This window comes from Paracoccus sanguinis, from assembly GCF_900106665.1.
Classification (GTDB): Bacteria; Pseudomonadota; Alphaproteobacteria; order Rhodobacterales; family Rhodobacteraceae; genus Paracoccus; species Paracoccus panacisoli.
The window spans coordinates 1-19799 of record NZ_FNNA01000007.1; the positions used below are offsets into that span (position 1 = coordinate 1).

At 70.2% G+C, this 19799-nt stretch carries 20 protein-coding genes and 1 tRNA gene; 4 read left to right on the forward strand and 17 right to left on the reverse strand.

The features are described from left to right. Window positions 1–45: 45 nt before the first annotated feature. Window positions 46–122 (forward strand) — tRNA-Met (locus BLW17_RS15080). 836 nt (window positions 123–958) lie between these two features. On the opposite strand, the gene BLW17_RS15085 is transcribed toward BLW17_RS15080, so the two are convergent. Genes BLW17_RS15085 through pobA form a run of 10 tightly spaced genes read right to left on the reverse strand, consistent with a single transcriptional unit; the run spans window position 959 to window position 9758 of the window. Beyond that, the gene (locus BLW17_RS15085) at window positions 959–2278 is read right to left on the reverse strand and encodes a TRAP transporter large permease (protein WP_036734290.1); all 1320 of its coding nucleotides are present in this window, start codon (window positions 2276–2278) and stop codon (window positions 959–961) included. Further along, window positions 2275–2796: a TRAP transporter small permease gene (locus tag BLW17_RS15090; protein ID WP_036734288.1), complete on the reverse strand. Its 522-nt coding sequence runs from the start codon at window positions 2794–2796 to the stop codon at window positions 2275–2277. Before BLW17_RS15090 ends, BLW17_RS15085 begins: the two co-directional genes overlap by 4 nt. A gap of 13 nt (window positions 2797–2809) precedes the next feature. Next, entirely contained in the window at window positions 2810–3835 is a 1026-nt protein-coding gene (locus BLW17_RS15095; RefSeq protein WP_036734286.1) for a TRAP transporter substrate-binding protein, read from the reverse strand. A 24-nt stretch (window positions 3836–3859) separates the two neighbouring features. After that, entirely contained in the window at window positions 3860–5131 is a 1272-nt protein-coding gene (locus BLW17_RS15100) for a lyase family protein (protein WP_052176452.1), read from the reverse strand. Beyond that, complete coding sequence (locus BLW17_RS15105) at window positions 5128–5982, reverse strand: 3-oxoadipate:acetyl-CoA acetyltransferase (RefSeq protein ID WP_036734283.1); 855 nt, start codon at window positions 5980–5982, stop codon at window positions 5128–5130. Before BLW17_RS15105 ends, BLW17_RS15100 begins: the two co-directional genes overlap by 4 nt. Continuing rightward, on the reverse strand, window positions 5975–6679 hold the full coding sequence (locus tag BLW17_RS15110; protein WP_036734281.1) for a protocatechuate 3,4-dioxygenase subunit alpha: 705 nt from the start codon (window positions 6677–6679) through the stop codon (window positions 5975–5977). The genes BLW17_RS15105 and BLW17_RS15110 overlap by 8 nt, the downstream gene beginning before the upstream one ends. Further along, on the reverse strand, window positions 6679–7401 hold the full coding sequence (gene pcaH, locus BLW17_RS15115; protein ID WP_036734296.1) for a protocatechuate 3,4-dioxygenase subunit beta: 723 nt from the start codon (window positions 7399–7401) through the stop codon (window positions 6679–6681). The genes BLW17_RS15110 and pcaH overlap by 1 nt, the downstream gene beginning before the upstream one ends. After that, window positions 7401–7796, reverse strand: a complete 396-nt coding sequence (gene pcaC, locus BLW17_RS15120; RefSeq protein ID WP_036734279.1) for a 4-carboxymuconolactone decarboxylase — start codon at window positions 7794–7796, stop codon at window positions 7401–7403. The genes pcaH and pcaC overlap by 1 nt, the downstream gene beginning before the upstream one ends. Beyond that, window positions 7789–8589 (reverse strand): 3-oxoadipate enol-lactonase, encoded by an 801-nt coding sequence (gene pcaD / locus BLW17_RS15125; RefSeq protein WP_036734276.1) that lies wholly within the window; start codon window positions 8587–8589, stop codon window positions 7789–7791. The genes pcaC and pcaD overlap by 8 nt, the downstream gene beginning before the upstream one ends. Continuing rightward, window positions 8589–9758 (reverse strand): 4-hydroxybenzoate 3-monooxygenase, encoded by a 1170-nt coding sequence (pobA, locus tag BLW17_RS15130; RefSeq protein ID WP_036699898.1) that lies wholly within the window; start codon window positions 9756–9758, stop codon window positions 8589–8591. The genes pcaD and pobA overlap by 1 nt, the downstream gene beginning before the upstream one ends. A 91-nt stretch (window positions 9759–9849) precedes the next feature. On the opposite strand from pobA, the gene pcaQ reads away from it, so the two are divergent. After that, window positions 9850–10752, forward strand: coding sequence for a pca operon transcription factor PcaQ (gene pcaQ / locus BLW17_RS15135; RefSeq protein ID WP_036734274.1), 903 nt, complete (start codon window positions 9850–9852; stop codon window positions 10750–10752). 3 nt (window positions 10753–10755) lie between these two features. Here the strand turns inward: pcaQ and BLW17_RS15140 are convergent, their stop codons facing one another. After that, complete coding sequence (locus tag BLW17_RS15140; RefSeq protein ID WP_231572799.1) at window positions 10756–11214, reverse strand: MarR family winged helix-turn-helix transcriptional regulator; 459 nt, start codon at window positions 11212–11214, stop codon at window positions 10756–10758. Between the two features lie 121 nt (window positions 11215–11335). Between BLW17_RS15140 and BLW17_RS15145 the strand changes: the two genes are divergently transcribed. Next, entirely contained in the window at window positions 11336–13201 is a 1866-nt protein-coding gene (locus BLW17_RS15145; protein ID WP_036734272.1) for an FAD-dependent monooxygenase, read from the forward strand. A 41-nt stretch (window positions 13202–13242) separates the two neighbouring features. Here the strand turns inward: BLW17_RS15145 and BLW17_RS15150 are convergent, their stop codons facing one another. Further along, on the reverse strand, window positions 13243–14349 hold the full coding sequence (locus BLW17_RS15150; RefSeq protein WP_036708340.1) for an ABC transporter substrate-binding protein: 1107 nt from the start codon (window positions 14347–14349) through the stop codon (window positions 13243–13245). Window positions 14350–14476: 127 nt separating this feature from the next. Then, a complete protein-coding gene (locus BLW17_RS15155; RefSeq protein ID WP_052176451.1) occupies window positions 14477–15754 on the reverse strand; it encodes an aminopeptidase P family protein in 1278 nt (425 codons plus the stop codon). 132 nt (window positions 15755–15886) lie between these two features. On the opposite strand from BLW17_RS15155, the gene BLW17_RS15160 reads away from it, so the two are divergent. Then, window positions 15887–16798, forward strand: a complete 912-nt coding sequence (locus BLW17_RS15160; RefSeq protein ID WP_036734271.1) for a LysR family transcriptional regulator — start codon at window positions 15887–15889, stop codon at window positions 16796–16798. Window positions 16799–16851: 53 nt separating this feature from the next. Here BLW17_RS15160 and BLW17_RS15165 read toward each other — a convergent pair whose 3' ends face one another. From BLW17_RS15165 to BLW17_RS15180, 4 genes are read right to left on the reverse strand one after another with little or no spacing between them, the layout of a single operon-like run. Then, complete coding sequence (locus tag BLW17_RS15165; RefSeq protein WP_036734270.1) at window positions 16852–17529, reverse strand: type 1 glutamine amidotransferase domain-containing protein; 678 nt, start codon at window positions 17527–17529, stop codon at window positions 16852–16854. A gap of 11 nt (window positions 17530–17540) precedes the next feature. After that, the gene (locus BLW17_RS15170) at window positions 17541–18575 is read right to left on the reverse strand and encodes an NADP-dependent oxidoreductase (RefSeq protein WP_036734269.1); all 1035 of its coding nucleotides are present in this window, start codon (window positions 18573–18575) and stop codon (window positions 17541–17543) included. A gap of 14 nt (window positions 18576–18589) precedes the next feature. Beyond that, window positions 18590–19018, reverse strand: coding sequence for an organic hydroperoxide resistance protein (locus BLW17_RS15175; protein WP_036699911.1), 429 nt, complete (start codon window positions 19016–19018; stop codon window positions 18590–18592). A gap of 52 nt (window positions 19019–19070) precedes the next feature. Then, window positions 19071–19667 (reverse strand): TetR/AcrR family transcriptional regulator, encoded by a 597-nt coding sequence (locus tag BLW17_RS15180; RefSeq protein WP_036699913.1) that lies wholly within the window; start codon window positions 19665–19667, stop codon window positions 19071–19073. Between the last annotated feature and the right edge of the window lie 132 nt (window positions 19668–19799).

Here is a 19799-nt window from a genome sequence, read left to right on the forward strand (position 1 = left end):
TCAACGGATCCCACGGGGAAACCCCCGCCGCACAAGCGGCACGGTCGCGGGGTAGAGCAGCCCGGTAGCTCGTCAGGCTCATAACCTGAAGGTCATAGGTTCAAATCCTATCCCCGCAACCAAATCTCCCCACAGGTCCGCACACCCAAACGCCGCCCCCAAGGGCGGCATTTGCGTTTGTAGGCGAGGGGGGAGCGGCTGACTCCGGGCGTGCCGAAGCGCAGGCGTCGCTAATGCCAGACAGCCGAGCGTCGGCCGGGCAGCCCTTGCGGCGAGCATCTGGCGGTGCCTCACAAAGGCGGCCTTAGGCAGGTTGCCAGCCAGTGCAACCGGCGCGGAATCCACCACCCCAAGGGTTATCGAGCGGGTAGTTGAGCCCCGAGCGGGGCAGTCCCGCTGGTGTGGGCTCTCTGATCCATGGCGGGCGGACGCTCCGTGCACTCTCGCGAAAGGTCAGCGGCGAGAACACCGGCCGAACCTCACGCCGTAAAGGCGCTGCAGTCCGCGTAAGTCCACCCGGGGCAGCCGCTGGTCTCAGTCTTCACCAAGATTGTCAGCAAGCTGGCGACAGCAGCTACCTCCAGCCAGCGTAACGCGCCCATAAGCCGCCTGTCGCTGAGCGACGGCCAGTCCGGCGGCAGTCAGTTTTGCGAGCGGCGCACGCTGATCGACGTGCCGGTATGGTTAGGAAAAGTGCCCCGACACCAGTTCCAGACCAAGGCCACCCCATCGGAGGCATTATCGTGCTCGCGTCCGGACATGCGCTTTGCCGCTGCCCCTTCGCCGCGCTGGCCGACCGATTGGCAACGGTAGGCAGACTCTCTCCGGAGGCAGCCGGCCACGCAACTAGCTACTGCAGAAAGGCGCAAGTCCAGACCTCGGCCCACAACCGCGGAAAAACGTTAACGCGGCCCCTGACAAGGGCCGCGTTATCGACGTCACAACCGGTCCAGCCCCCTCACCCAAAGACCCGCACCAGCCCCAGCGTGATCGCCGGAAAGGCGATCAGGATCCCGATGCGGATGAAGTCCGAGATCAGGAAGGGCATCACGCCCTTGAAGCTCTCCCACATCGGGACGTCACGGGCCATGCCGTTGATGACGAAGACGTTCATCCCCACGGGCGGAGTGATCAGCCCGACCTCGACCACCACCACGGCGAGGATGCCGAACCAGATCAGCGTGTCCTCGCGGCTCATGCCGAAATCCAGACCGCCGATGATCGGATAGAAGATCGGGATCGTCAGCAGCAGCATGGACATCGAATCCATCACGCAGCCCATCGCCAGGTAGAGGACGAGGATCGCCAGCAGGATCAGCATCGGCGAATGACCCGCCTCAACGATCATCTGTGCGGCGAGCATCGGCGCCTGGGTGGCCGAGAGGAAGGCGTTGAACATCTCGGCGCCGAGCATGATCAGGAAGATCATGCCGGTCGTCTTGGCGGTCCCTTGCAGACACTCGATCAGCCCCGAGAGCCGCATCCCGCCATGCACCACGGCCAGCACGAAGGCACCGAAGGCGCCGACGGCGGCGCCCTCGGTCGGGGTGAACCAGCCGCGATACATCCCGACGATGACGACGCCGAAGATCACGATGATCGACCAGGTTTCCTTGAGGCTGGCGAGGCGCTCGCCCCAGCTCGCCGCCGGGGCGGCGGGGCCGGCGTCGGGCCGCAGCCGGACGAACACCGCCACCGCGATCATGTAGCCGATGGCGGCGAGGATCCCCGGCACCATCGCCGCCACGAACATCTTGGCGATGTTCTGCTCGGCCATCAGCGCATAGAGAACGAGGATCACCGAGGGCGGGATCAGGATGCCGAGCGTGCCCCCCGCGGCCAGCGAGCCGGTCGCCAAGGCGCCGGAGTAGTTGTAGCGCCGCATCTCGGGCAGGGCGACCTGCCCCATGGTGGCCGCGGTGGCCAGCGACGAGCCGCAGATCGCGCCGAAGGCCGCGCAGCCGCCGATCGAGGCCATCGCCAGACCGCCGCGCAGATGCCCGAGGAACGCCGCCGCCGAGCGGTAGAGCGCCCGGCTCAGCCCGGCGTGGGTGGCGAACTCGCCCATCAGCACGAACAGCGGAATGACCGACAGCGAGTAGGTCGAGAACTGGTAGTAGGTGTTGGTCTTGAGATAGGCGAGCAGCGGCATCCAGCCGTTGACCAGCCCGTAGCCTCCGACCCCGACCGCCAGCATGGCGACGGCGATGGGGATGCGGATCGCCATCAGTGCCAGCAGCACCGCAAACCCCGTCAGCCCGGCGGCAATCCCCGTCATCTCCGCGCCTCGCGCCAATGTCCGATCATGGTGAAGAAGGTGGTGACGATCAGCAGCGTCATCGCCGGCAAAACGAGGGTGAAGACCCACCAGACCGGGATGCGCAGCACCATCGACTGCTCGCCGTACAGCCGGAACTCGGACGCGCCGTGCCACATCCGCCAGGTCAGCAGGATGCCGAGGACCAGATAGACGAGGTCACCCAGCGCCTCGAGCGCGTGGTTGGTCCGCGCGCCCGCCTTCATGGTGAAGAAATCCACCAGCACGTTGCCGCCGGTGATCTGGCACCACGGCAGGAAGCAGGCCACGACGATGGCCGAGCCGAGCTCGACCATCTCGAAGTCGCCGGCGATGGGCGCGCCCAGCAGCGAGCGGCGGGTGATGCTGGCGACCGTCATGAACAGCATCGCCATCAGCACCATCCCGCCGATGGTGGCGAACCACCGGCACAGCGCGACCAGCCAGCCCGGCACGGGGACCGGGTGGGCGTGTTCGGTGAGCGGTTCGGCCTCGGCCATCGCCGGCCCGCCCTTACTTCACGCCCGCCGCGGCCAGCGCCGCGCGAGCGTCGTCGAGGATCGCCTGCCCGTTCTGGCCGGCGTCGGTCACCGTCTTGACCCAGGCGTCGAAGACCGGCTGCGTACGCTCTTTCCACGCGGCCAGATCGGCTTCGGGGATCACCGTCACCGTGCCGCCCGCGTCCAGCGCCTTCTGGCGCTCGGCGGCCTCGGCCTCGTCCAGCGCCTTGCCGGCCAACGGCGTGAGATTGGCGCCCGAGTTGTCGTCGATCACCTTCTTCAGGTCGTCGGGCAGCCCCTCGTACTTGGCCTTGTTCATCACCAGCGCAAAGACCGAGGTGGACATCCCGCCGTTCTCGACCCCCATCTCGGTGTGGTTCTTGGCCACCGACTCGATCCGAAGCGAGCCGAACACCTCCCACGGGATCACCGCGCCGTCGATCACTCCGGTGGTCAGCGCCTGCGCCACCTCGGGCACCGGCATCCCGACCGCCGTCGCGCCGAGCGCGTTCAGCGCCTCGGTCATCTGCCGCGAGGGGGCGCGGATCTTCATACCGGCCAGGTCGGGCAGGCCCGCGACCGGCTTGGTCTTCATGTGGATCTTGTAGGCCGCGGGCGCGTGGATCAGCAGCGGATGGACCTGCGCCAGCTCGTCGCCCAGGTGCTTGGCCTGAAACTCCTGCAGGGCCATCGTGGTCTGGGTCGCGGTGCCGCCCATGAACGGCAGCTCGAACACCTCGGCGACCGGGAAGCGGCCGGGGGTGTAGCTCAGCAGCGTCCACGAGATGTCCACGATCCCGTCGCGCGCCTGGTCAAACAGCTGCGGCGGCTTGCCGCCCAGCTGCATCGAGGGGAACAGCTGCACGTCGATGCGGCCGCCCGACTGCTCTTCGACCGCCTTCTCCCACGGTTCGAGGATGCCTTTGTGCAGGGGCGACTCGCCCGACAGGAAGTGGTGGACGCGCAGCGTGACGTCGGCGGCCTGCGCCGCGCTGGCAAGGGCGAGCGCCGCGACGGCGCCCAGCAGGATGGATTTCATGGTTGGTCTCCTCCGGTGTTGGTGTCAGTCCGAGCCGGCAAGCCGTGCCGGGTCGAGTTCGTGGGTCCAGTCCGTCCCCGGCGCCAGCGCGTCGAGCGCCGCCGCGAGGGTCAGGGTCGGGTCGGCGCCGACGCGGGCCAGCGCCTCGGCCACGAGCCGCTGCGCCTCGGGCCGGGGCAGGGTGCGGGACAGCAGGTGGCCGGCGGCCTCGGCGCACATCCGGCCCCGGTCGGCGGCGAAGGTCGAGGCGATGCGGGCCGGGTCGGGGGTCAGCGTCTCGGCCAGACCCTGCGCCAGCCGCAGGCTGGCCGCCGTGCGGGTCAGCATCTGCGGCAGCAGGGTCCATTCCAGCCCCAGCGCGCTGCCGTCGCGTTCCTGCGCGTGGATCAGCGCGTGGTGCATCCCGGCCAGGTCGCCAGCGTTCAGCCGCGCGAGCGTCACCAGCGCCTCGGCGGCGACCGGGTTCGACTTCTGCGGCATCGCCGACGAGCCGCCGCCAGTACCCGCGGTGACCTCGCCCAGTTCCGACTGGCCGAGCTGGATCAGGTCGAGGCCCATCTTGCCCAGGCCCCCCGTGACCAGCGACAGCCAGCCGGCGAGTTCCGCCATCCTGTCGCGCGCCGCGTGCCACGGACCGTCGGGGACGCCGAGGCTTAGTGCCTCGGCCACCGCCGTGCGCAAGGCGGGGCCGTGGCCGCCGAACGACGCGCTGGTGCCCGCCGCGCCGTGCAGCGCGAGCCGCAGCACCCGCGGGCGCAGCTCGGTCAGCCGGGCGCGGTTGCGCTTCACCATCCCGCGCCAGACTTCGATCTTGGCCCCGAGCGTCGTCGGCGCCGCGATCTGGTGGCGGGTGCGGGCCGGGATCGGCTGGTCGGCATGAGCCGCCGCCTTGGCCGCCAGCGTCGCGTCGAGGGCCGCAAGCCGCCCCTCGAGCAGCGCCAGCGCCTCGGTCAGTTGCAGCGCCAGCGCGCTGTCGGTGATGTCCTGCGAGGTCGCGCCGAGATGGACCGCGCCGCCCGCCTCGCCCGCCGCCCGCTTCAGCGCCGCGATCAGCGGTTGCGCGGCGATCCCGGCGCGGTCCACTTCGGCCCGCAGCGCGTCCGCCCCGGGGTGCAGCGTGGCGGCGGCCTCGGCGATGGCCTGCGCGTCGGCCGTGGGGATCATCCCCAGCCCGGCCTGCGCCGTGGCGAGCGTGGTCTCGACCCGCAGCATGGCGGCGAGCGTGGCGGCGTCCGACAGGATCGCCGCCATCCCGGCATCGCCATAGAGCGAGGCGTAGAGACCGCCCTCGCTCATGCGGCCCGCAGCCCCAGGATCGCGCGGGCCTGCTGCCAGCTCGCCACCGGGCGCTCGTAGCGGTCGCACAGCTCCGCCGCCCGCCGCACCAGCGCCGCGTTCGACGGCGCGAGGCGGTCGCGGTCCAGCCGCACGTTGTCCTCGAGCCCCGTGCGCGCGTGCCCGCCCGAGGAGATCGCCCACTCGTTCAGCACGATCTGCGCCGGCCCGATCCCCGCCGCGCACCACGGCGCATCCGCCCCGAAGAGCCGCTGCACCGTGCGGATGTAATAGTCGAACACGTCCCGGTCGGCGGGCATCGCGTTCTTCACCCCCATCACGAACTGGACGTAGGGTGTGCCCTCCAGCCGCCCGTCATCCGCCATCTTCTTGGCCTGAAGGATATGCGAGAGGTCGAAGGCCTCGATCTCGGGCTTGACGCCATAGGCCCGCATCTCGGCGGCGAGCCAGTCCACGAGGTCAGGCGGGTTCTCATAGACCCGCGTCGGAAAGTTGTTCGACCCGACCGAGAGGCTGGCCATGTCCGGCGAAAGCGGCAGCATCCCGCCCCGCGCCTGTCCCGCGCCCGAGCGGCCACCGGTCGAGAGCTGGACGATCATGCCGGGGCAATGGGTCTCGATCCCTTCCTTGAGGCGGGCGAAGCGCTCGGGGTCGGACGTGGGTTTCCCCGCGTCGTCGCGAACGTGGCAATGGGCGATGGTGGCGCCGGCCTCGAAGGCTTCCTGCGTCGACTCCACCTGCTCGGCGATGGTGATCGGCACCGCCGGGTTGTTCTCCTTCGTCGGCAGCGAGCCGGTGATCGCCACGCACAGGATGCAGGGCTTGCCCGCGTGAGGGTTGGTTTCAGACATCGAAGAACACCGTCTCGTTCTCGCCCTGCAGGCGAATGTCGAAGCGATAGACGGGCGTGCCGTCCCGGTCGGAGCGCGTGGCGATCAGCGTCGCGCGGCGGTTTTCCCACTCGATCAGGTTCAGCACCGGGTCGGCGGCGTTCGCCTCGGCCTCGTCGTCGAAATACATCCGCGTGTTCAGCCCGATGTTGATGCCGCGGGCGACGATCCAGAGGTTCAGGTGCGGCGCCATCGGCGCCATGTCCTCGTCCATCCGCCCCTGCCAATCGGGGTGGCTCGCGCGCACCCTGTCGCTGACGCCCGAGGCCATCTTGCGCCGCGCCCGGACCCGGCCCGGCTTGATGGTGTCAAAGCCCCATTCGCCGGTCTCGAAATCGGTGATGACCCGGCCCCAGCCGCGGAAGCCGTCGGCGGTGCGGCTGTCCTCGCGCCGGACGTAGTTGCCGTCTGCGTCGGCCTGCCACACCTCGATCAGCACGTCCTTGACCGGGCTGCCGGTGCCGTCGATCACCACGCCCTCGACGCGGATGCGCTCGCCCTTCGCCCCCTCGCCGGCGATGTCCCAGCCGAGTTCGCGGTCGAAGATCTGGAACCCCGCCGCCCCGGGGGCGAGGCCGATGTGGACATAGGGCCCCGCGGTCTGCGAGGCGGTCTCGCGCAGATAGCCGGGCGCGTTGTTCCGGGCGTCGATGACCATCAGTTCCCCTCCAGCCGGTTCTCGAACAGAGTCGAGCGGCGCCCGCGCAGCACGATGTCGAAGCGATAGGCGATGGCGTCGAGCGGCACGGTCGCGTTCATGTCGAGCTTCGCGGTCAGCCGGTCGATGGCGTCCGCATCCGGGATCGTCTGCACGATGGGGCAAAGCGGGATCAGCGGGTCGCCCTCGAAGTAGAGCTGGGTGATGAGCCGCTGGCAGAAGGCATGACCGAAGACCGAGACGTGGATATGCGCCGGGCGCCAGTTGTTCACCCAGTTCCGCCACGGATAGGCGCCGGGCTTGACGGTGCGGAAGGCGTAGTAGCCCGTCTCGTCCGTCAGCGTCCGCCCGCAGCCGCCGAAGTTCGGGTCGATGGGGGCGAGGTAGCTGTCCTTCTTGTGGCGATAGCGCCCGCCCGCGTTGGCCTGCCAGATTTCGACCAGCGTGCCGGGGACGGGGCGGGCGTTCTCGTCCAGCACCCTTCCGTGGACGATGATCCGCTCGCCCACCGGGTCGCCGGTCTTGGCGTAGTTCTTGATCAGGTCGTTGTCGATCGGGGCGATGTCGTCGTGCCCGAACACCGGCCCCGTCGTCTCGGACACCGAGCCCTGCAGCGAGATCAGCGCGAACCGCGGGCTGCGCGCCACGCTGGTCTTGTAGTCGGGCGTCAGCGCCGGCGGATGGGTGCGGCGGTCGCGCTGGTACAACTCGGCCGGCTGCATCATCGCGCGCCCTCCATCTCGGCATAGGTATCCTTGGCGAGCTTCAGCGCATGGTTGGCGCGCGGCACGCCGCAGTAGATGGCGACGTGCTGGAACACCTCCTGCACGTCGCGGGGCGTGGCGCCGGTGCGGACGGTGGCACGGATGTGCATCGGGATTTCGTCGAAGTTCCCCATCGCCGCCAGCAACCCCAGCGTGATCATCGAGCGTTCCCGCCGGCTGAGCCCGTCCGAGGCCCAGACCGTGCCCCATGCGCTTTCGGTGATGAGGTCCTGGAACGGCCTGTCGAAGTCGCTTTTCCCGGCCTCGGCGCGGTCCACGTGGCTGTCGCCCAGCACCTCGCGGCGGACCTGCATCCCGCGGTCGTGGCGGCGGGAAGCAAACTCATCAGACATGGCCGATCTCCGTCAGGAAGCGGGTGAGGATGCGGGCGTAGTCGGCGGGCGCCTCGACGCAGGGCAGGTGGCCGGCGCCGTCGATCACCTCGAAGCGGGCGTCCGCGATCAGCCCGGCGGTGCCCTGCACCAGCTCGGGCGGGGTCGAGCCGTCGGCGCTGCCCGCGATCAGCTGCACCGGCAGGGTCAGCCCTGCGGTGCTGTCCCGCAGGTCGGCGCCCGCGATGGCCGCGCAGCAGGCGACGTAGCCCTCGACCGGCTGGCGTTCGAGCATCGCCTGCCATGCGGCCAGTTCCGGCGTCGCGCGGAAGGCGGGCGAGAACCAGCGCTCCATCGTCGGGGCGGCGATGGCGGCGATGCCGCCCTTGCGGATCGCCGCGATCCGGTCCTGCCACATCGCCGCCTCGCCGATCTTGGCCGCCGAGTTCGAGATGACCAGCGCGCGCAGCAGCTCGGGCCGCCGGGCCGCGAGGCTCTGGCCGATCAGCCCGCCGATGGACAGGCCGACGAACACCACGTCGCGCAGCCCCAGCGCCTCGATCAGCGCAGCCGCGTCGTCGGCCAGCTGCGCGATGCTGTAGGGGCCGGGGGTTTCCTCGGACAGCCCGTGGCCGCGCTTGTCATAGCGCACCAGCCGCAGCCCGTCCGGCAGGTGCGGGATCAGCGCGTCCCACAGCCGCAGATCGGTGCCGAGCGAGTTGGCGAACACCAGCGCCGGCCCGTCCGCCGGTCCCCCGGTCGGACCGCTGTCTGCGACGTGCAGCGCCGCGCCGTTGGCTTCGATGATCCGCATCAGTAAGGCAGCCCCACATAGTTTTCTGCAAATGCCCGTTGCTGGGCCTCGTTGTCGCGCAGGAAGGCGATATCGGCCTGCTGCATCTTGAGGTCGAACGGCGCCATGTGGGGATAGCGGTGCAGAAGCCCGCTGAACCACCAGCTGAAGCGCTCGGCCTTCCAGACCCGCAAGAGCGCGCGCTCCGAATAGCGCTCCAGCCCCTCGTCGTCGCCGTCGTGGTAGTGCCGCACCAGCCCGTCGATGAGGTAATGCACGTCGCTCGCCGCCGTGTTCAGCCCCTTGGCGCCGGTCGGCGGCACGATGTGGGCGGCGTCGCCGCACAGGAACAGCCGCCCCCAGCGCATCGGCTCGGTCACGAAGGACCGCAGGGGGGCGATGGATTTCTCGATCGACGGGCCGGTGACCAGCCGCTCGGCCACGTCCGGGGGCAGGCGGCGCTTCAGCTCGGCCCAGAAGGCGTCGTCGGTCCAGTCGCCCGGGTGATCCGACAGCGCGCACTGGATGTAGTAGCGCGAGAGGTTCGCGTTGCGCATCGAGCACAGCGCGAAGCCGCGCGCCGAGTTGGCGTAGATCAGCTCGTCATGGACCGGCGGCGTCTCGGACAGGACGCCCAGCCAGCCGAAGGGATAGGTCTTTTCATACTCGCGCCGCACCGACAGCGGGATGGTCTGGCGGCTGATGCCGTGGAACCCGTCGCAGCCGGCCACGAAGTCGCAGTCGATCCGCAGGCTCTGGCCGGCGCGCGTCAGGGTCACGAACGGGTGGTCGGTGTCGGCGTCGTGGATGACCACGTCTTCGACCTCGAAGATCGTCTGCGCGCCCGCCGCCTCGCGGGCGTCATACAGGTCCCGCGTCACCTCGGTCTGGCCGTAGACGATGACCGGGGTGCCGGTCAGGGCCTTGAAGTCGACGTGGAAGCTGCCGCCCTCCCAGGCGATCTCGGTGCCGTCGTGGACGAAACCCTCGGCGTGCAGCCGGTCGGCGACGCCCGCGCGCTCCATCAGCCGCACGAGCCCGGTCTCGAGCACGCCGGCGCGGATGCGGCCCAGCACATAGGCGCGGGTCTTGCGCTCGAGCACCACCGCCTCGATGCCCGCGCGGTGCAGAAGCTGCCCGAGCAGCAGCCCGGACGGCCCGCCCCCGACGATCACCACTTGAGTGCGCATCAACGATCCTCCCCCTGCAGGCAGGTTGATCTGCCGCGACCCTCAAGTAAAATGATTAATCAGGCCGTTTGGTTATCAAATCCGGTAAGTCATGGACCGCCGCATCCGCCTGCGCCACCTTCAGGCTTTCGTCGAGATCGTCCGCCAGGGCAGCCTCAAGCGGGCGGCCGAAGAGCTGTTCCTGACCCAGCCTGCCATCTCGCGCACGCTGGCCGAGTTCGAGGAGATCGTCGGCAGCCCGCTGCTGATCCGCGGCCGGGGCGGCGTGCGCCTGACGCCCGAGGGGCAGTTCCTGCACGGCCATGCGCTCAACGGGCTGGCGGCGCTGTCGACGGGGCTCGCCGGGCTTGCGGGCGGGGCCGGGGACCGGCTCAGGGTCGGGGTCCTGCCCTCGGTCGCGGCGCGGCTGATGCCGGCCGTCGCGGCCGAGCTGCTGGCCGTCGCGCCGGGGGTGATGCTCGAGGTGTCGGACGGCTCGCACGAGCATCTGACCAAGGCGCTGCGGGCGGGTGACCTCGAGGCGGTGATCGGCCGGCTGGGCGCGCCGCAGACCATGCAGGGGCTGAGCTTCACCCAGCTTTACCTCGAGGAGGTGGCGGTCGTCGTCCGGCCCGGCCACCCGATCCTCGCCGATCCCGACCTGCGCCGGGTGGGCGAGCATCTGGTGCTGTATCCGACCGAGGTGGCCGCGATCCGGCCGCTGGTGGACCGGCTGCTGTTGAGCCTTGGGCAGTCGCTGCCGCCGCGCCGGATCGAGACGGTCTCGGGCGCCTTCGGCCGCGCCTTCACCCGCGACAGCGACGCGGTGTGGTTCATCTCGGCCGGGGTGGTGGCGCGCGACGTGGCCGAGGGGCGGCTGGTGCGCCTGCCGGTGGCGACCCGGCTGACCGAGGGGCCGGTGGGCGTGATGACCCGCGCCAACGCCCCCCGGACACTGGCCGGGACGCTGTTTCTGGACATCGTGACCCGTCACGATGCGGGCGGCGGGGCCTGACCCTCAGCCCTCGCCCGCCGCGGCGAGTGCCCGTGCGGCGAGGGCCACGAACGCCGCGCACTCGGCCTCGTCCAGCCCCGGCAGGATCGCGGCCTGCAGCGCCGCCACGACCGGCGCCAGCCGCCCGTGCAGCGCCTGCCCCGAATCGGTCAGCGACAGCAGGATGGCGCGGCGGTCCGTCTCGCTGCCCCGCCGGGCGATCAGCCCCTTCTTCTCGAGCCGCTCGGCCACGGCGCCGACCGTCGCCCGGTCCTTGCCGATGGCGCGGGCGAGCGAGGCCTGGTCGCGGTCCGGCTCGGCCGCGAGCGCGTCGATCATGGCGAACTGCACCGGCGTCAGGTCCTCGCCCGCCTCGGCCATCGCCGCGGCGAAGACCTGGGTGGAGTGCTGGTGCAGCCGCCGGATCAGATGCCCGGGCATCAGCGACAGCGACAGCGGCGGCGTCGGCGGCGTGGCGTCCATGAGCGTCCCCTCGCGCAAGCGGCAGATCGTATCTGCACATACTTCCTGTTGACGCCGGCGCCAAGGATGCCGTATGTCACACACAGCATCGTAAGACGACTTACGACCTTGGGAGGGGTTCATGCAGTATCATCGTGACGGTTTCCGGCCCGGCGACCCGCGGGTGCATCCCGCCGCCCCCGGCGTGCCCGAGGGCGGGACGCCCTTGCCCGACCGCATGGACGTGTTGATTGTCGGCAGCGGCCCCGCGGGGCTGACGCTCGCCGCCCAGCTTTCGGCCTTTCCCGAGATCACCACCCGCGTCGTGGAACGCCGCGACGGCCCGCTTGAGAAGGGGCAGGCGGACGGCATCTCGTGCCGCTCGATGGAGATGTTCCAGGCCTTCGGCTTCGCCCACACGGTCAAGGAACAGGGCTACTGGGTGAACGAGGCGACCTTCTGGAAGGCCGATCCCGCCGATCCCGCGCGGCTGGTACGCGCCGGCCGGGTGCAGGATGTCGAGGACGGGCTGTCCGAGATGCCGCACGTCATCCTGAATCAGGCAAGGGTGCATGACTTCTACCTTGAGATCATGCGCCACAGCCCCAGCCGGCTGAGCCCCGATTATGGCCTGACGCTGGTCGGCCTGACCGTCGAGGAAGGGGCCGAGCATCCCGTGGTGGCCGAGCTGGAGGCCGCGGACGGCACCCGCCGCACGGTCCGGGCGCGCTATGCGGTGGGCTGCGAAGGGGCGCGTAGCGCCGTGCGGCGGGCCATCGGGCGCGAGTTGAGGGGCGATTCGGCCAATCAGGCGTGGGGCGTGATGGACGTGCTCTGCGACACCGATTTCCCCGACATCCGCATGAAGTCGATCCTCAAGTCCGACCGCGGCAGCGTCCTGATCATCCCGCGCGAGGGCGGCTTCCTGACCCGCATCTACATCGAACTCGACAAGCTCGCCGCGGGTGAGCGGGTGGCCGACCGCGCCAACACCCTCGACCGGCTGGTGGCGGCGGCGCAGGCGGTATTCGCGCCCTTCACGCTGACCGTCCGGGACGTGGCCTGGTGGTCGGTCTACGAGATCGGCCAGCGCCTGACCGACCGCTTCGACGATGTGCCCGAGGGGGCGGACCGCCTGCCGCGGGTGTTCATCGCCGGCGACGCCTGCCACACCCACAGCCCCAAGGCGGGGCAGGGGATGAACGTCTCGATGGGCGACGGCTTCAACCTCGGCTGGAAGCTGGCGGCGGTGCTGCGCGGCCGCGCCGATCCGGCGATCCTGCACAGCTACTCGGCCGAGCGGCAGGGGGTGGCGCAGGACCTCATCGACTTCGACCGGCGCTGGGCGCGGATCATGAGCGAGCGCCCCGAGGACGGCGCCGACACCCCGCAGTTCCAGCGCAGCTTCATCGAGAACGGCCGCTACACCGCGGGGATGCAGGTGACCTACGCGCTCTCGGCGCTGATCGGCCCGGCGACGCACCAGCATCTGGCGACCGGGTTTCCGGTCGGCGCGCGGCTGCACTCGGCCCCGGTGGTGCGGCTCGCGGACGCCCTGCCGATGCACCTCGGTCATGCCTTCACCGCGGACGGGCGCTGGCGGCTGATCGCCTTTGCCCCGGACGAGGATCACGCGGCCGAGGGCGCGGCGCTGAACCGGCTCTGCGGCTTTCTGGCCGACGACCCGGCCTCGCCCCTGCGCCACAACCGCCCGGGCGAGGATGCCGACGCCCAGATCGACCTGCGCGCGGTGCTGCCGCAGGGGTTCCGCGACGTGGCGCTCGAGACGCTGCCCGCGCTGCTGCGCCCGCGGGTGGGGCGGCTGGGGCTGGTCGATGCGGAGAAGATCTTCTGCGCCGATCCAAGCCGCGACATCTACGCGCTGCGCGGCATCGACCGGGCGCAAGGCGCGCTGGTGGTGGTGCGCCCCGACCAGCACGTGGCCCATGTCCTGCCGCTCGATGCGACGGACGAGCTCGCCGCGTTCTTCGACGGGTTCCTGATCTGACGAGGGGCGGGGCGCGGCCGACGCGCGCCCCGCCCGCGCGGTCAGCTCGCGCTCAGCCAGGCGTTGAAGCGCTCGGTCAGCTCGGCCTCGTGATCGACCCAGAAATCATAGGACGACCCGAGCGCCTTCTTCATGTTGTCGGGGTTGGTCGGCATGTTCGGCGCCATCTCGGTCTTGCCGTCGTTGTAGAGCCCGACCAGCGGCGCCGAGGACTTGCGCGCCGGGCCATAGCTGATCCACTTGGCCTGGTCGGCCAGCGGCTGGGTCGAGGTGGCGAACTTGATGAACTCGAGCGCGTCCTTGGCGTTCGGCGCGCCCTTTGGGATGGCGAACAGGTTGTATTCGTACACCTGCCCGTCCCACACCATCTTGAACGGCTTGCCCTCGCTGACTGTCGCGTTGAAGATCCGGCCGTTGTAGGCGGTGGTCATCACCACCTCGCCATCGGCCAGAAGCTGCGGCGCCTGCGCGCCCGATTCCCACCAGACGACGTCCTTCTTGATGGTGTCGAGCTTCTTGAACGCCCGGTCCACCCCCTCGGGCGTGCCGAGCACCTTGTAGACCTCGTCCGCGGGCACCCCGTCGCCCATCAGCGCCATCTCGAGCAGCGCCTTGGGCGCGCGCTTCAGGCCGCGCTTGCCGGGATATTTCGCGGTGTCGAAGAAATCCGCGATGGTCGTGGGCGGGTCGGCGGTGATCTTGGTGGTGTCATAGGCATAGACCGTCGAGAACACGATCGAGCCGACCGCACATTCCGCCAGCGCGTTGGGCAGGAAATCCTCGGTCGCGGGCGTGCCGTCGGGCGCCGCGGGCAGGCCGGCCGGGTCGATCGGCTCGAGCAGCCCCTCGTCGCACAGGCGGATCGCGTCGGGGTATTCGATGTCCACCACGTCGGTGGTGACGTTGCCCGCCTCGACCTGCGCCTTGACCGGGATCGCCGGGTTGTCGCTGTCCACCGACACGACGTTGATCCCGGTCTTGGCGGTGAAGGGGGTGTAGTAGGCCTCGACCTGGCTCTTGGTGTAGGTGCCGCCCCAGGACATGACGGTGATCTGCGCGGCCTGCGCCGCCCCCGCGCTCAGCGCCAGCGCCGAGACGAGGCCGAGCGTCCGCAGGACGGGGGTGATCGGGCCGGATGTGGATTTCATGGCTTCGTTCCCTGTTGTGGTTGTCGTGGTCCCGGTCTTTGCCGGGCGTGAAGGCCCCTTCTGCCGGGGGCGCTTGAGGTCCGGTCCGGGCGCGGGGGGGCATGGGCGCCCCCGCGCGCCCGCCGGGTCAGCCGACGAGGGCCGGCGTGTCTGCCTGCCGGGCGGCCTGAGGCGCCGGGGCGTGGCCCGCCGCGCTGCCGACGATCAGGTGCTCAGGCCCATAGGGGAACCCGGTGATGTTGCGGTTGCCCTCGGGCGTGATCACGAGGATGTCGTGCTCGCGGTAGCCGCCGGCGCCCGGCAGGTGGTCGGGGATGGTGATCATCGGCTCCATGCTGACCACCATGCCGGGTTCCAGCACCGTGTCGCAGTCCTCGCGCAGCTCCAGCCCCGCCTCGCGGCCGTAATAGTGGCACAGCACCCCGAAGCTGTGGCCATAGCCGAAGCTGCGGTACTGCAGCAGGTTCTCGGCCGCGTACATCTCATTCAGTTCGCGGGCGATGTCCGAGCAGCGGTTGCCGGGGACCAGCAGCTCCTTGCCGCGGTCGTGGACGCGGCAGTTGAAGTCCCACAGCCGCAGGTGCGCGTCGCTGGCGGTCTCCGCAAACAGCGTCCGTTCCAGCGCGACGTAATAGCCCGCGACCATCGGGAAGCAGTTGAGCGACAGGATGTCGCCGCGCTCGATCCGGCGCGAGGTGACGGGGTTGTGGGCGCCGTCGGTGTTGATCCCCGACTGGAACCAGGTCCAGGTGTCCAGCAGTTCGGCGTGCGGCCAGACGCGGGCGATCTCGCGCACCATCGTCGCTGTGGAATGCAGCGCCACCTCGTGCTCGGGGACGCCGACCGCCACCGCCTCGACCACCGCGGCGCCGCCGATGTCGGCGATCCGGGTCATCTTCTCGATGTGGGCGATCTCTTCGGCCGACTTGATCATCCGCAGCTGCATGGCGGGCTGGGCGATGTCGACGAACTCCATCCCCGGGAACTCGGCCTTGAGCAGGTTCAGCAGGTCGATGTTGACGTGGTCGAACTCGATCCCCAGCCGCCGCACGCCGCCGGTGAGCTGGCGGATGGCGTGGAAATAATTGTCCTTCTGCCAGTCGGTATAGGTCAGGTTGCGCCCGCCGAAGGTGCGGCGCCACGGCTGGCCGCCGTCGATCCCGGCGCTAATCGAGGTGCTCGCGTCAGGGGTGACGACCAGCCCGTAGCGGCGCCCGAACTGGCAGTACAGGAAATCCGCGTAGTAGTTGATGTTGTGATAGCTGGTGAACAGCGCCGCATCGATGCCGCGCTCGGCCATCGCCGCGCGGATCCCGTCGAGGCGCCGCTGCATCTCGCCCGCCGAAAAGGTCGGCTGCACCGGGGTGCCGTTGCCGACGTAGTTCTGAAGCCGTTCGCGTTCCATCCGTCCCCTGATTCCCTTGACCGCCGCGCCCCGCGGGCGCTTGAACCTGCCCTCACGATCCGCCCCGTCCGCGGCCCTTGTCAAAAGAGTGTTTCTCACCCCAGGATGAGAAAACCTCATGGGGGTCCCGCGATGTCCGGTCCTGCGCCGCTGAACGCGCTGCGCGCCTTCGAGGCGGTGGTCCGCTCGGGCTCGTTCGCGGCCGCGGCCAGTGAGCTGCACGTCACGCAAAGCGCGATCAGCCATCAGATCAAGGGGTTGGAGCAGTGGTTCGGCGCGCCCCTCTTCGACCGCGAGGGGCCGCGGCCGCGCCCGCTGCCGCACGCGCAGCAGCTTGCGCGCAGTCTGTCGCTCGGGTTCGACTCCATCAACGCGGCCTGCCGCGCGGCGCGGGGGTACAGCCAGACTCGCCCCCTGGTGGTCGCGGCGATCCCCTCGGTCGCGGTCTGCTGGCTCATCCCCCGGCTCGGTTCCTTCCGGGCTGCCCACGCGGGCGTCGAGATGCGCATCGTCTACGCACTCCACGGACAGGAGATCGACTTCGCCGAGGTCGATTTCGCCTTCGTCTTCGCCGCCCAGCCCCCCGCGGCGCGCGGTGCCGATTCGCTGCGGCTGCTGCCGGGGGCCGCCGTGCCGGTGTGCAGCCCGCAACTGGCCGCGACGCGGGCGGCCGGTGAGGGGGACCGGGGGATCGCGGGGATGGCGCTCTTGCACGACACCGACCACGACGGCTGGGCGACGTGGTTTGCCCGCGCCGGCCTGCCGGGCCGCGGCCTGGCGACGGGGCCGGTGTTCGAGGATTTCAACCTGCTGCGCGCCGCGGCGCTGGCCGGGCAGGGGGTGGCGCTCTGCCCCGAGGCGATGATCCGCGACGACCTGGCCGCCGGTCGCCTTGTGCGGCTGTCGCAGACGGCGGTGGCCGAGGGGTCGGCCTATTACCTGCTGCAAGGCCCGGCGGCGGCGGTCGCCCCCGGTCACGCCCGCGCCTTCCGCGACTGGGTGCTGGCCGAGCGGGCGGGCGACGACATGGGTGAGGGCCCATGAGTTAGGCCCGCCGGGGGGAACCGGCGGGCCTTCGGGATCGGCTCAGGGCCGGATCAGGCGAGCAGCTTCAGCAGCGCTTTCGCGGCATCCTCGGACGAGGCCGGGTTCTGCCCCGTGACCAGCTTGCCGTCGGTCAGCACGAAGCTCGCCCAGTCGGCGCCTTTCTCGTAATTGCCGCCGTTGGCCTTGAGCATGTCCTCGACGAGGAACGGCACCACGTCCGTCAGGCCGACGCCGTCCTCCTCGGTGTTGGTGAAGCCGGTCACCCGGCGGCCCGAGACCAGCGGCTTGCCGTCTGGCCCCTGCGTGTGGCGGAACACCGCCGGGGCGTGGCAGACCGCGCCCACCGGGCGGTCGGCGGCGGCAAAGCTCTCGATCAGGCGGCGGGCGTCGGCGTCCTCGGCCAGGTCCCACAGCGGCCCGTGCCCGCCGGGGAAGAACACCGCGTCGAACCCGTCGATCGTCACCTCGGACAGCCGCTTCGTGCTGGCCAGCTGCGCCTGCGCGTCCGCGTCGTCCTTGAAGCGGCGGGTGGCGTCGGTCTGGGCGTCGGCCGCGTCGCTCATGGGGTCGAGCGGCGGCTGCCCCCCCTTGGGCGAGGCCAGCGTGACCGAGGCGCCCGCGTCCTTGAAGACATAGTAGGGCGCGGCGAACTCTTCGAGCCAGAAGCCGGTCTTCTTGCCGGTGTCGCCAAGCTGGTCGTGCGAGGTCAGGACCATCAGGATGTTCATGTCGTTTCCCTTCAGTTGCGGCCGACGCGGATCACGCGCTTGCCGAGGTTTTCACCGCGCAGCAGCCCGACAAAGGCGGCCGGCGCGTTCTCGAGGCCGTCGATGACCTCTTCGCGGTAGGCGATGCGGCCCTCGCCGATCCAGCCGGTCATCGCCTTGGCGAAGTCCGGGTAGAGGTGGCCGAAGTCGTCGAAGATGATGAAGCCCTGCACCTTCAGCTTCTTGCGCAGGATCAGGCCCATCAGCCAGTTGAGCCGGTCCGGCCCCTCGGGCAGGCTGGTGGCGTTGTACTGCGAGACGAGCCCGCAGACCGGCACCCGCGCGTTGGCGTTGAGCAGCGGCATCACGCCGTCCAGCACCTTGCCGCCGACGTTCTCGAAATAGACGTCGATGCCATCGGGGCAGGCGGCGGCGAGCTGCTGGGCGAAGTCGTCGGCCTTGTGGTCGATGCAGGCGTCAAAGCCCAGCTCGTCCACCGCCAGCGCGCATTTCTCGGGTCCACCGGCGACGCCGACCACGCGGCAGCCGAGGATCTTGCCGATCTGCCCCACCGTCGCGCCGACCGGCCCGGTGGCCGAGGCGACCACGATCGTCTCGCCCGGTTTCGGCGCGCCGATCTGCGTCAGCCCGGCCCAGGCGGTGAACCCCGGCATCCCGAGGATGCCCAGGGCCCACGACGGACGGTCGGGCGAGGCCCCGAGGTTGGTCACGCCCTTGCCGTCCGACAGCGCGTAATCCTGCCAGCCGTTGAAGCTGAGCACCCAGTCGCCCTCGGCGAAGCCCTCGACGTTCGAGGTCACGACCCGCGCGACGGTCCCGCCGACCATCACCGCGCCCAGCTCGACCGGGTCGGCATAGGATTCCGCGGCGCTCATCCGGCCGCGCATATAGGGGTCGAGCGAGAGATATTCGGTCCTGAGCAGCATCTGCCCGGGGCCGGGGGTGGGGACGGGGGTCTCGGTCAGCTTCAGCGTCGCGTCCGTCGGCTCGCCCTTCGGGCGCTCGGCCAGCAGGAACTGGCGGTTGGTGGTGTCGGTCTGTGTCATCTGGGGTCTTTCTGTCAGGCCGCGGCGGTGTCGATGTGCAGGCGCACGTCGATGTTGCCGCGGGTGGCGTTGGAATAGGGGCAGAGCTGGTGGGTCGCCTCGACGAGCTTCTGCGCGTCGGCGTCGTCCATGCCCGGCAGATGCGCGGTGATGTCGAGGTCGAGCGCATAGCCCCCGGCGGCCTGCTGGCCGATGCCGACCGCGACGCTGGTGCGGGCGCCCTCGGGCGACAGCTTGAGCTGCTTGGCCGCGATCTCCATCGCGCTGTCGAAGCAGGCGGCATAGCCGAGGGCGAAGAGCTGCTCGGGGTTCACGCCGGTCTTGTCGCCGGTCGCGGCGGCGTCGGGGCGCACCATGTCCACGGCGAAGCTGCCATCGTCGAGCGCCGAGCGGCCCGAGCGCCCGCCGGTGGCGGTGGCCGAGGTCTTGTAGAAGATTTTCATGGCATCTGTCCTTTCTGATTAGACCAGTCGTCTCATGGGAGGGTCGGCCCCGTCAGGCGCTCGGCCCGGGGGGAACCAGCCGCTTGGTGGTCCGCATCGCGGCGACCAGCGCGGCGTCGTCGTGGGCCAGCGAGGCGACGAGGCTCGCCCCCAGCCACAGGTGATAGATCGCTTCGGCCGTGGCCTCGGGGTCGTCGATCGCGGCGATCGAGCCGTCGGCCAGCCCCTCGCGCAGCGTCGCCGCCAGGCGGCCGGTGATCGACTCGACCCCGTCGCGCAGGATGCGGCTCATGTCCGGCGACAAATCGGCGATTTCCGCGGAAAGCTTGACGATCAGGCAGCGTTCGGCCGGATCGGGGCTGACCTGCTTGCGCTGCCAGTCGGCGAAATAGGCCAGCAGCCGCGCCCGCGCGTCCCACGCCGGATGGGTCAGCGACCCGTCGAGGCGGGTGCCGTACTCGGTCACGAAATCCTCGAGCAGCGCGCAGCCGTAAGCCTCTTTCGAGGGAAAGTAGTGGTAGAACGACCCCTTCGGCACCCCGGCCTGCTTGAGCAGCTCGCTCAGCCCGACGCCGGTATAGCCCTGCTGCGCGGTCAGGCGGCGGCCGGTCGAGAGGATCTGGGTGCGAGTGTCGTGTGGCTGGTCCATGGTTCCGATATGGGGTGATTAGACCAGTCGTCTAGTGGGCGGCGCGAAAAAAATCCCGGGCCCGCGTCGGGGCGGGCCCGGCCCCCCGGCTTGCCGCCCCCGCCGCGGCCCCCCTAGAGTGCGGCCCATCCC

Coding starts and splice junctions, on each gene's coding strand:
- BLW17_RS15085 (WP_036734290.1), bottom strand. CDS start 2,278: ATGACGGGGATTGCCGCCGGGCTGACGGGGTTTGCGGTGCTGCTGGCA.
- BLW17_RS15090 (WP_036734288.1), bottom strand. CDS start 2,796: ATGGCCGAGGCCGAACCGCTCACCGAACACGCCCACCCGGTCCCCGTG.
- BLW17_RS15095 (WP_036734286.1), bottom strand. CDS start 3,835: ATGAAATCCATCCTGCTGGGCGCCGTCGCGGCGCTCGCCCTTGCCAGC.
- BLW17_RS15100 (WP_052176452.1), bottom strand. CDS start 5,131: ATGAGCGAGGGCGGTCTCTACGCCTCGCTCTATGGCGATGCCGGGATG.
- BLW17_RS15105 (WP_036734283.1), bottom strand. CDS start 5,982: ATGTCTGAAACCAACCCTCACGCGGGCAAGCCCTGCATCCTGTGCGTG.
- BLW17_RS15110 (WP_036734281.1), bottom strand. CDS start 6,679: ATGGTCATCGACGCCCGGAACAACGCGCCCGGCTATCTGCGCGAGACC.
- pcaH (WP_036734296.1), bottom strand. CDS start 7,401: ATGCAGCCGGCCGAGTTGTACCAGCGCGACCGCCGCACCCATCCGCCG.
- pcaC (WP_036734279.1), bottom strand. CDS start 7,796: ATGTCTGATGAGTTTGCTTCCCGCCGCCACGACCGCGGGATGCAGGTC.
- pcaD (WP_036734276.1), bottom strand. CDS start 8,589: ATGCGGATCATCGAAGCCAACGGCGCGGCGCTGCACGTCGCAGACAGC.
- pobA (WP_036699898.1), bottom strand. CDS start 9,758: ATGCGCACTCAAGTGGTGATCGTCGGGGGCGGGCCGTCCGGGCTGCTG.
- pcaQ (WP_036734274.1), top strand. CDS start 9,850: ATGGACCGCCGCATCCGCCTGCGCCACCTTCAGGCTTTCGTCGAGATC.
- BLW17_RS15140 (WP_231572799.1), bottom strand. CDS start 11,214: ATGGACGCCACGCCGCCGACGCCGCCGCTGTCGCTGTCGCTGATGCCC.
- BLW17_RS15145 (WP_036734272.1), top strand. CDS start 11,336: ATGCAGTATCATCGTGACGGTTTCCGGCCCGGCGACCCGCGGGTGCAT.
- BLW17_RS15150 (WP_036708340.1), bottom strand. CDS start 14,349: ATGAAATCCACATCCGGCCCGATCACCCCCGTCCTGCGGACGCTCGGC.
- BLW17_RS15155 (WP_052176451.1), bottom strand. CDS start 15,754: ATGGAACGCGAACGGCTTCAGAACTACGTCGGCAACGGCACCCCGGTG.
- BLW17_RS15160 (WP_036734271.1), top strand. CDS start 15,887: ATGTCCGGTCCTGCGCCGCTGAACGCGCTGCGCGCCTTCGAGGCGGTG.
- BLW17_RS15165 (WP_036734270.1), bottom strand. CDS start 17,529: ATGAACATCCTGATGGTCCTGACCTCGCACGACCAGCTTGGCGACACC.
- BLW17_RS15170 (WP_036734269.1), bottom strand. CDS start 18,575: ATGACACAGACCGACACCACCAACCGCCAGTTCCTGCTGGCCGAGCGC.
- BLW17_RS15175 (WP_036699911.1), bottom strand. CDS start 19,018: ATGAAAATCTTCTACAAGACCTCGGCCACCGCCACCGGCGGGCGCTCG.
- BLW17_RS15180 (WP_036699913.1), bottom strand. CDS start 19,667: ATGGACCAGCCACACGACACTCGCACCCAGATCCTCTCGACCGGCCGC.